Raw genomic sequence first — 9,337 nt, 5'->3', positions numbered from 1 at the left:
TATATAGTTATTGATAACATCCCCCATCGGACCGGTAAAAACCAATGGTTTCAACTTCTGGCGAGCCAACAAGTTTACTTTATCAAGCGTCTTAAAATCCAACAGCATTTTTATGCCATTTTAAAGGCGTACTTCCCGGGTATGAAGTTCTCTTTTGGACCGGCAACCAAAGTGATATCGGAAAAGCTCTTTTTCTACTTCAGAATTATAATGCAGATAGCCCTTTGAATCCATAAAGAAGCGAACCCGTCGCCAAATCTTCTGATATTCATTGATGGCAGAAGAAGAAAAATTAAGCCGGGAATCGAGGTAGTCTGCCACCTTTCTGGTAAGGATAGTAAAATCCTTTAATTCGTCTTTCATATTGCAATGATTTTAAGTGAATAATTGCAATACTATCGAAGAATATTATGTAAAGTACATTCGTGTCAAAAGACTGAATATGAATAGGTTGAATACATTACTTTACATAAAAATTTTCTTTTCATAATGTCCATTATGTAAAGCTTTACATAAGGCTCATAATCACCCTTCCGGAAATTTGATGCCTTCTGAGCAGGATAAAAGATTGACTGCAAGACTCAAAGATGCCGCGAGAATCTTGGATATACCTGTATTGGATCATTTGATAGTGACTACAGAAGGATATTATTCCTTTGCAGATGAAGGGGAGCTTTAGGGCTTCTCTTTGTCTTGAATAGGCTGCTCTATGGCTTTATACCATTTTCATTTGACTTCAAATCCAATTCAACTTGATCAGCCTTTAGTTTAATGAGTTCTAAATATGCTGTTTTCAATTCATTACTTAAAAAACTATGTTTGATCAACCCATTCCAATTTTGCATACCTTTTTCAATCCTTTTCCAAAGATTTTTTATGGCTTTTTCAGGTATGTGCGCATTGGCCATAGCCTTGTTAAAGTCTTTTTGATTTAGCTTTCTTTTTTTACCGTTCAGGTTCAGTGCTAATTCCTCTGGATCCTCTGGAATTAACAGTTTAACCGCTACCATATCATAAGCTGGTGCCAATTGGTACTGGTTATCTTGAAATGCGACCAAAGAAAAGTTTTTTAAGTGCATGTCGTTATTGCCAATGAGAAAAGAAACGATTACTTGCTGGTAAAATTTGACTACCTCAAGTAATGGGTTTTGGGTATAGGTTAGGATGCCCTTGGCTATTTGTTCATAAGAACCCCTGTATTTGTGTTCTGTTAAACGCTCTGTAAATTGACATGCATCTTCCATGGGATATTTTTTATCCTTTCCCTGACGGTCTATGCGTCTTGTCAGATATGCCAGTTCTCCACTTTTCATAGGTATCAATAAGAAGGGGACTGTTTCAACTCCGCAGGATTGAGCCAATAACATTGATAGAGCCTCCATTTCTGGCATCTGGGGATATAATTCAATAGGTGGTTTTAAAATATATCTACCGTTTAAGGCTCCTACAATTGTTAACCTGTTTTTCTCACCACTTTCCGGAAATCCTAGTGATAATTTGGGTTGTACTCCAGTGACAATGACTCTTTGAGCTACATTTTCTTTGGCCAAATCGTCTATTTTGGTAAGCTCATAGTCCAGCTCCTGAACAGGACTGTCTCCTTTCCAAAATTCCTTTAAGCAGCTTTCATGGTATTTGAAACTACCTTTTAACTCTTGATTACAGGCTAGACAATAGTTCATATACTTCTTACACTAATATTACCTATACAGTTTCTACAGGTTGTCAATAGCAAGCCCATGCGATCTCGTGGATTTATTTTCCAGTTATTATGGACTACATCCAATAACCACCCTTCCGGTATTAGGCCATCAAAAAATGGGAACAAATTTTCTGAATGAAATGAGTCTTGTTGCATCGGTAAAGTTAAAGAGACCGGTAGCGATTTTTCTTTCGCTAAATATTCTTGCAGGTATTGGAAATGATATCCGGTTTCATCTTCAGTAAGTATTCCTGCTTTTAGGTTATTTACCCAAATTTCTCCTTGCCTCATCGCTTATAGGGGTTGGTGTTAATGTATGCCCAAAAAACAACAGTATTTGATTGATTTTATCTGTCATTAAATTGGGTTTTCCCTGTTCTAATTCACGCAAAAACCGAATTCCTACGCCCGTTATATCAGCTAATTCAATTTGTGTAAGTTTGGAGTTTTTACGCCTTGACCTTACAAAATCCGCAATTGCATTATTCCTATTCCACTTTTTCATGGTTATACCTATATGGGTACAATTTAAGGTGTTTGTTTGAGTATTATACCTAATTGGGTATAATTTATTCTAAGATATAAAAATTATACCTAAAAGGGTGTATTTTTGGGCTTAAAGACAAATTTTAAAGGGGATGAAACCAGTTTAGGAACGACAAATACGAATTTAGAGGAATTGGATTTTGTGCATTCCATTATGACCTCACTGATAGTTTACTATAAATATTGAATAGGATAAACCAGTGTTTTAAGCCTTGAAGCCGCTTAGATTCACTATGCCTTTATTCCTTTTCCTCCAGACCTATGTCGCTTCAGTATTGAGTCCTTGTAATAATTCTCCCTTATACTAAAAGTGTAAAAGAATAATGCAGTTCGATCTTAAAATAATATGAGATTAAAAAGTAACAGCCTTTAAGTGTAGACACACATAAAATAAAAGGCAACCAATCGACTGCCTTTTATTGGTTAATTTTAGTGTTAAATTTTAATCTCTTAACCAGTTGATAAAGGTTTGGTAACCAATACCGATTTCTCTTGCAAAAGCAGCCTTTGTTTTAGATCCCGCAGCTTCTACTTTTTTCCATTCTGAAACGATTTTATTTTTCTCAGAATCGGAAAATGTTCTCCTTTTTGGATTTGATTTGGTAGAGCTTTTGCCGTTAAGGGCCGCAATCAATTCATTTAATTCAGATACAAATTTGGTGTCGGTTAGAAATAGGCCGACTTCCTCTAGTTTTTTGATTACTTCCTGTTTTGGGTTTACAGGAGTTACTGCAATTCCTCTTGCGGCAGCTTCTTGAAGGTCAATTTTTTTTCCATCTGAGGTGACATAAATAAAGTCATTTGACTTTTTTAGATCTAGGATTGAATCTTTAATTAAATCTCTCATTGTAATAGGGGATTAATATTGTTCAAAAGTGAATTGAGCGCAATTTAGAAATGTTTATATAATATCCTTAAATAGAGAGTTTTGATTATTTATATCCTTTAAAATAAATAGTATTAATTAATTCATTTTTTGAAAATGTCGATTTAGGTTTTCCAAATCAGTCAGAATATTTTATTGGTAGTTTAATTCTAATCAATTAAAGCGTATTTAGGGATGAAAGAAAAATATTCTATCCTTTCCCAAATAAACTATTAAGGATGTTACTTGGTGAATTAAAATCCATTCATCAGGAATTACAAACTTCGCAATCCGGTTCTCCTATGAGCTGATTATTTTCATTGACCTGGTATTTGCAGCAGGTTATGAATTTTTCTTTTAAGATTTCCTTAGCCCGTCTGATTCGACCTTTAACAGCAGCTAGACTGATTCCTAATAGATTTGCAGCTTTCTGTTGGGACTTTCCTTCAAAATAGATGAGTTTTACCGGGGCTTGATAAAGTATAGGAAGTTCATCAATGAACCTATCCAGGCAACATGCTCCTTCGGTAAAGCTTTCTGAGGGAAGCTCTTTGAAAGGCTGGGTATTGATGGAGTAGAAATGATTGTCTATTTCATTTCTGACAATCTGAAATACCCAAGCCTTCAGTTTGCTTTTTTCTTTGAGTTGGTGCTTTTTCTCATGGATTTTTAGAAAAGAAGTCTGTAAAATATCCTTTGTTACCACTTCGTCTTTTACCTTTTTGAGGATAAAGAAAAAAAGGTTTGAATAATACTTTTGATAGATTTCTTCTGAGTCCATAATTAGAAATTTAACGATTCATCCCAGGAGTGTGCCTATTATTTGCAGCAAGAGCAGGAATCACAATTGCATTTTTCACAGGGGCAATTGCCTTTTGAGCAATCCCCACAATTGCATTGATAACAAGAACAGGAAGTGCAGGTACATGAATTCATAGTTGTTTATTTTTTGGTTCAACAGGTAGACTGGAAAGTTGGTAAAAGGATACTTTTTCTTATGTTTTTTCCAAAACCTAACTTTCTGTCTTTTTCAAAAAATATCTCAAAGACTTAATTTTTACAATTCCTTCTTCCACCAATTTAGCCTGAGCCATGCACATGGGACAAGAGACTACGGCATAAAGCCTACTCTCACTCCTATGCTGGTTTATTCCGTTTCCTCTTGCCCTTAGTCCCCGGCTCAGGCTGGTACAGCTTCACAAGTATTAGTCAAACCAAAACACAAAAAACTATGAAGACTGCGGTTATAAAATCTGGAAATGGTAAAAGAAGATCAACTGTATATGGCAAACAGAATAATAAGCTCGATCGCTATGAGAGATTTACTCAACTGATATTGGAAAAATTGGAACAGGGTGTTGTCCCTTGGAGAAAACCTTGGAATTCCCTTGGATTACCTTCCAATTATTTGACAAAGAAACCTTACCAAGGACCAAATCCACACAAAAGGGTGAATAAGAATACGCCCAAAGACATCGATCTGAATCTGAGATCCTATCAGATGTTTGAAGGGACCGATCTGTTGGCCATTGAAGGCATGAGTTATTCGACCATCTTGGCCCTAATGAGTGAAGTTGGGTTGGAAAGGATAAGATTCAAAACTGCCAAGCATTTTGCCAGTTGGCTGCGACTTGCACCCAACAATAAAATCAGCGGAGGCAAGCTTCTCTCCAGTAAAGTCCCAAAAGGAAGCAACCGTCTGAAAATAGCACTGCGTAATGCACCAAATGCAATCAGAAATCTTAAAGATTCCACTCCCTTGCGGGACTTTTTCCACCGCATCAACTTCCGAAAAGGAAGAGTTGCAGCCATCAGTGCAACAGCTAGAAAGTTGGCAGTTATTTTCTGGAATTTGGTGGTCAAGGGAGTACGCTACATCAATCCAGAAGGCTATCTCTTTTTAGATCAAAAAAGAAAGCTGGGATTAGTTAAAAGGATAAAGAAGCAAATCAATAAATTCGGTCTCACAGAAGACGACCTAGGCCTAAAAACAGTAGATTTTTAAAGGTTTTCGGGTTCGTTAGTCAGAATTAAAACTGACTGAAAATGCACTTCAATATTTTAGTGCAACGGAATCTAATTGTGAAATGAAAATCACAAGAAATGGAAAAGATTTTAAGAAATCGCTTTTGCCAATAATGACTGCAGATGAGTTTTTAAAAAGTCTGAAGTCAAAAAGTAACTACAGGCAACATTATATAAGCGTAATACGGGTTAAGTAATTAAATTTCAATTTTTTCTATATATAAACTTAATAGTAAATAGAGTGAGGAGTGGACCGAACTTCCCGCACTCCGCTTTTACTTAACCGTAACTATTTAAAATTCATTGTTGAAAACAGAATGAGTTCTGATTATTTCAACAGTTGTTTTGATGTTACCTGTGAATGGATTGTTGCCGGAATAACTAGTGATTAGAAGAACTTGCCACTTTTGTCCCGGGGAATTCCCCGGGATTTTTTTTGCATACGAACATTGTCTCAATAAGCCTCTTTAATTATTAATTTGAATTTCCAAAGTAACGGCACGGTGAGTTAGATATAAAAACGGCCTTCGTATAATTTTAAAGAGGGCTATCTCTCCCTAGTTGGAGGGGGGCTTGGAGGAAGGACAGGATTATGGAATATCTAACTGAACAATAACCTGGGTTCCTTTGTCATTCTTCTTTTTAATGCTAAAATCCCCACCAATGGAGTGAAGTCTTTGTTGGATGCTGAATAGACCTTGAGAATCCCCTTTTTCTTTGGCTTGGTATCCGATTCCATCATCGGTGATTTCTACGAAGAGGTTTTTATTTTGAGTGCTGAATAGAATAGTAGCATTTCGGGCCTGGGAATGTTTGATAATGTTGTTGACCAATTCCTGAATGATCCTAAAAAGCATCAGTTGCAATTGACGGGAGAGAAGGTGTGCTTTGCTCTGTTGGTCCAATACAGAGAAATGAATCAAGTTTGATTCATTGATCTCGGAAACAAATTGTTTGATAGCCTGTACCAGCCCCTCTTCTTCCAAAGTTGTGGGCAATAAGTTGTGTGCAATGTGACGGATATCTTGATGGGTGTCTGTTAATATGGAAGCAATTTTTGAGATCTGCTCCTTTTGTTTTTCATCTGATAAATAAGTGAGAGTGCCCAACGTCATTTTTGCCGCACTGATCATGGCAGCAACTCCATCATGTAATTCATAAGAAATCCGGTTTCTTTCCCGCTCTTCCCCTTGGATAAATGCCGCCAGAATAGCCTGTTCTTTCTCTTGATGAGCTTGTTTTAATTTTATTCGATGATTTTTACGAATGAATAGGAACGTGAATAGAAAAAATAAAAGGAGGAACAATACAGTAAAAAGGGCAATCAATGTGTTGGTTTTTTCCTTTTGGATTTGGAGTTCCTGTTCATTAATCAGGTTTTCTTTTTTTGCTGTTTCGTATTTGGTATTTAAGTCCCTGACAATCTTTTGGGATTCTTGGTCTGCAATCGAATCACTGACTGTAGCATATAGATTCAAATACCTGGCAGCGATTTCATAATCCTTATGTTGGAAAGCGCTTTTACCCAATTGTCGGTAGAGCCGGCGAATCACAGCATACCGCTGGGTGTTGGTATATAGGTCTATTGACTCCAAATAATAGGGCTTGGCCTGCTGATAATTTCCCTGATTTATCAAGACATTTGCTTTGCTAAATAGAGCTCCGGCTTTCTCGTGTGGTCGGTTGGACTGATCGGCCAATTCAATCGCCTTATCCGCATAATACAGGGAGCTGTCAGGATACTGTAACTCATATGCCTCAGCAAAAAGAGAATAAGCCCCTATTTCTGAATTGATACTTTTTTGTTCTTTCGCCAGTTGGAGCGTTTTTGGTAGGATCTGCAACATGGAATCCAATTGTTCCTCTGCCAGGTAAGCTAAGGCAAGATTTCTATTGATGATCGCTGTCTGGCGGGAAATCCCCAGCTTTTCCAACGTCTGTAAAGCCGATTTAAACAAGTTGATGGCCTGCCTGTTGTCATCCATATTCAGATATAATAGGCCTAGATTCACATTCATTAGGGCTTCGTGTTCCTGTAAATCAAGTGCTTGAATTCTCTCTCCGCAGGCGAGGTAGGCCTCAATCGCTTCCTGCTGTTTGCCTTGCTGGTTCAAAACCGATCCAATTAAATTATAGGCATCAAGTTCAATTCGAAGGCGAAGGGTGTCTTTTTGGTGAGGAGTTTTTTCCAGAACCCGGTCCAATACAAGCAGACAGGAATCTAAATAGCTCTCAAAATAATAGCCTCGGGCCAGTTCAATTTCTGTACAGGGGATGCATTCATTTTTTTCCACTGCTGCCTGGACAAAGTTTTTATAAAAACGGATGCAGGATTCCTCGGTGTTATCCCAACAGTTTTTGGCTTCCTGGAAATGCTTTATAGTTTCTGGGGATAGCTCCTGAAAATGATATTGGGCTTTCAGGGCTAGTCCAGGTAAGAATAAAAGAAAAAATAACAGTGGTTTTCTATACATGATCAAATGGATACAAGACCATTCATAATCGCAGACCGCACCATTCCGGCAATATTTTTCACTTCCAGTTTCATCATAATGTTTCCCCGGTGGGTTTCTATGGTTTTTTCAGAGAGGTGTAGTTGTTCTGCTATTTCTTTTGAGCTTTTTTCCTGAACAATTAGCTGTAAAATTTCTGTTTCTCTAGGAGTCAAGGTTTGGTTGACAGGGGAGGTGGCAGCTTTGAAAAAAGCTTGATGGGTCATTGGACTAAAATATTTTTCTCCTGCATAGACCGCTTTTAACGCTTTTTCAATTTCTTCTCTACCATCTATTTTCAATAGATACCCATCAAATCCCGCTTTTGCTGAGGACTGAATGGTCATTTGATCATCCTGGCTTGTCAAAGCAATGATCTTCAGAAGTGGATAATCTTTTTTCAATGTTGCTATCAATTCTCGTCCGTCGTGTTTACCGAACCGAATATCCAGAAGCAGAAGGTCAAAGACCTCTTTTTGGAGTTGTTTATTTAATTCCGACAAATCACTGGAGCGACTGGTTTTTTTAACAAAATCAAAGGTTGATAATAGGAGCTCTAAGCCATCCAGAACCAAAAAGTGATCATCAGCGATGATAATTCGCATTTCTTTATCTTAACAGTGGTTATCAATGCCAATAAAGATAGCTTATTTGGTTTTTTATGGAAGATTTGCTGTTGATTTAGTTATTAAAACGTAAGATTTGTTGATCAAAATGAATGGATAGGTAAATAATTTCCAGTAGGTTAGAACCCAACTGGAAATTATTTAAGTCAGAATTCATTGAGCACTATCTCCACTCTGCGGTTTTTCTTTCGACCTGCCTCCATGGTGTTTAGGGCTTCAGGAGCTACAGGACCTACCCCTGCAGCTGTCATCCTTGAAGAGGCAATTCCGAATTTACTTTTCAGGGCATCTTTCACAGATTGGGCCCTTCTTTTGGATAATCCAATATTGGTTTCATAGCTTCCCGTATTATCCGTATGCCCAACTACATAGACATTCTTATCAGGATGTTTCTGTAGGTATTGTGCAATCAGTTCTATTTCAGCAAAAGAGCTTTCCTGGATAACATCAGATCCTATATCGAAAAGAATACCATATAGGGAGATTTTTCCGTTTTCGTTCATGGCTTTTTCCACAGCTCCTAGATTGATTTGTTGTTCCATTTCCTTGACTTCAACCACGGTGATTTCATAACCGATTTCACTGAGACCATATCCGGGAAGAACTGTAACATAATAGCCCATGCCATCTTTACTGAATTTGGCCGCGATATAAGCCAGTTCTTCACCATAATAGGCAGGCATTTGAATTTTTGGGTCCATGTCCCTCAATATGTCCCAAAAGTATCGGCCGCACTCTGAGGTGTTTTTGCAACTGAATAGAATTTCGGCACCGTTGTTTTGGAACGCATTTAAATAGTTGGAAAAGATTTCATAAACAGACCCTGCCTCGGTCGGCAAAGTGTAAAATATTCTGACCATTTTCCCTTCCACATCCAAGGTTGAGGAAAATTGGCTTCCATCAGAAGCTCCCGTGATAATCGTATAAAGATCAAATGAAGTTTCTTCGTAAAAAAAGATGGAAGATTGCTTCAACCGTTGGATGAGGGGATGATCTTTGCTCCCTTCCTTATCTGCCCTCTGGGCCCAGGTTGGGATGGATAACAAGATGGAAAGGAAGAAAATGAGAAGCTTTTTCATGG

General features: G+C 37.7%; 10 protein-coding genes and 1 pseudogene. 2 read left to right on the top strand and 9 right to left on the bottom strand.

Annotation, left to right across the window (positions count from 1 at the left end; all coding sequences use genetic code 11):
* Nucleotides 1–120 precede the first annotated feature (120 nt).
* On the bottom strand, nt 121–363 hold the full coding sequence (locus O0V13_RS18945) for a hypothetical protein (protein WP_268036572.1): 243 nt from the start codon (nt 361–363) through the stop codon (nt 121–123).
* A 154-nt stretch (nt 364–517) separates the two neighbouring features.
* Here O0V13_RS18945 and O0V13_RS18940 point away from each other — a divergent pair.
* A pseudogene (locus O0V13_RS18940) lies at nt 518–679 on the top strand (JAB domain-containing protein); the annotation flags it as partial.
* Between the two features lie 28 nt (nt 680–707).
* On the opposite strand, the gene O0V13_RS18935 reads toward O0V13_RS18940, so the two are convergent.
* From O0V13_RS18935 to O0V13_RS18915, 5 genes are all read right to left on the bottom strand, one after another.
* Nucleotides 708–1,550, bottom strand: a complete 843-nt coding sequence (locus tag O0V13_RS18935; RefSeq protein ID WP_268036571.1) for a HipA domain-containing protein — start codon at nt 1,548–1,550, stop codon at nt 708–710.
* Nucleotides 1,551–1,678: 128 nt separating this feature from the next.
* The gene (locus O0V13_RS18930; protein ID WP_268036569.1) at nt 1,679–1,993 is read right to left on the bottom strand and encodes a HipA N-terminal domain-containing protein; all 315 of its coding nucleotides are present in this window, start codon (nt 1,991–1,993) and stop codon (nt 1,679–1,681) included.
* On the bottom strand, nt 1,965–2,207 hold the full coding sequence (locus O0V13_RS18925; RefSeq protein ID WP_268036568.1) for a helix-turn-helix domain-containing protein: 243 nt from the start codon (nt 2,205–2,207) through the stop codon (nt 1,965–1,967). Before O0V13_RS18925 ends, O0V13_RS18930 begins: the two co-directional genes overlap by 29 nt.
* Nucleotides 2,208–2,690: 483 nt before the next feature.
* Nucleotides 2,691–3,095: a hypothetical protein gene (locus O0V13_RS18920; protein WP_268036567.1), complete on the bottom strand. Its 405-nt coding sequence runs from the start codon at nt 3,093–3,095 to the stop codon at nt 2,691–2,693.
* Nucleotides 3,096–3,381: 286 nt separating this feature from the next.
* On the bottom strand, nt 3,382–3,894 hold the full coding sequence (locus O0V13_RS18915; RefSeq protein ID WP_268036565.1) for a sigma-70 family RNA polymerase sigma factor: 513 nt from the start codon (nt 3,892–3,894) through the stop codon (nt 3,382–3,384).
* A gap of 450 nt (nt 3,895–4,344) precedes the next feature.
* Between O0V13_RS18915 and O0V13_RS18910 the strand changes: the two genes are divergently transcribed.
* Nucleotides 4,345–5,118, top strand: coding sequence for a transposase (locus tag O0V13_RS18910; protein WP_268036563.1), 774 nt, complete (start codon nt 4,345–4,347; stop codon nt 5,116–5,118).
* Nucleotides 5,119–5,728: 610 nt separating this feature from the next.
* Here O0V13_RS18910 and O0V13_RS18905 read toward each other — a convergent pair.
* The 3 genes from O0V13_RS18905 to O0V13_RS18895 form a co-directional block, all read right to left on the bottom strand.
* Complete coding sequence (locus O0V13_RS18905) at nt 5,729–7,612, bottom strand: tetratricopeptide repeat-containing sensor histidine kinase (RefSeq protein ID WP_268036561.1); 1,884 nt, start codon at nt 7,610–7,612, stop codon at nt 5,729–5,731.
* Between the two features lie 2 nt (nt 7,613–7,614).
* The gene (locus O0V13_RS18900; protein WP_268036559.1) at nt 7,615–8,235 is read right to left on the bottom strand and encodes a LuxR C-terminal-related transcriptional regulator; all 621 of its coding nucleotides are present in this window, start codon (nt 8,233–8,235) and stop codon (nt 7,615–7,617) included.
* Between the two features lie 167 nt (nt 8,236–8,402).
* Nucleotides 8,403–9,335 carry an OmpA family protein gene (locus O0V13_RS18895; RefSeq protein ID WP_268036557.1) on the bottom strand — a complete coding sequence of 311 codons (933 nt, stop codon included), beginning with the start codon at nt 9,333–9,335 and terminating at the stop codon, nt 8,403–8,405.
* Nucleotides 9,336–9,337 lie beyond the last annotated feature (2 nt).

The organism is Algoriphagus sp. PAP.12, from assembly GCF_026652115.1.
Taxonomy (GTDB): domain Bacteria; phylum Bacteroidota; class Bacteroidia; order Cytophagales; family Cyclobacteriaceae; genus Algoriphagus.
This window is presented reverse-complemented; position numbering and strand designations above follow the sequence as displayed.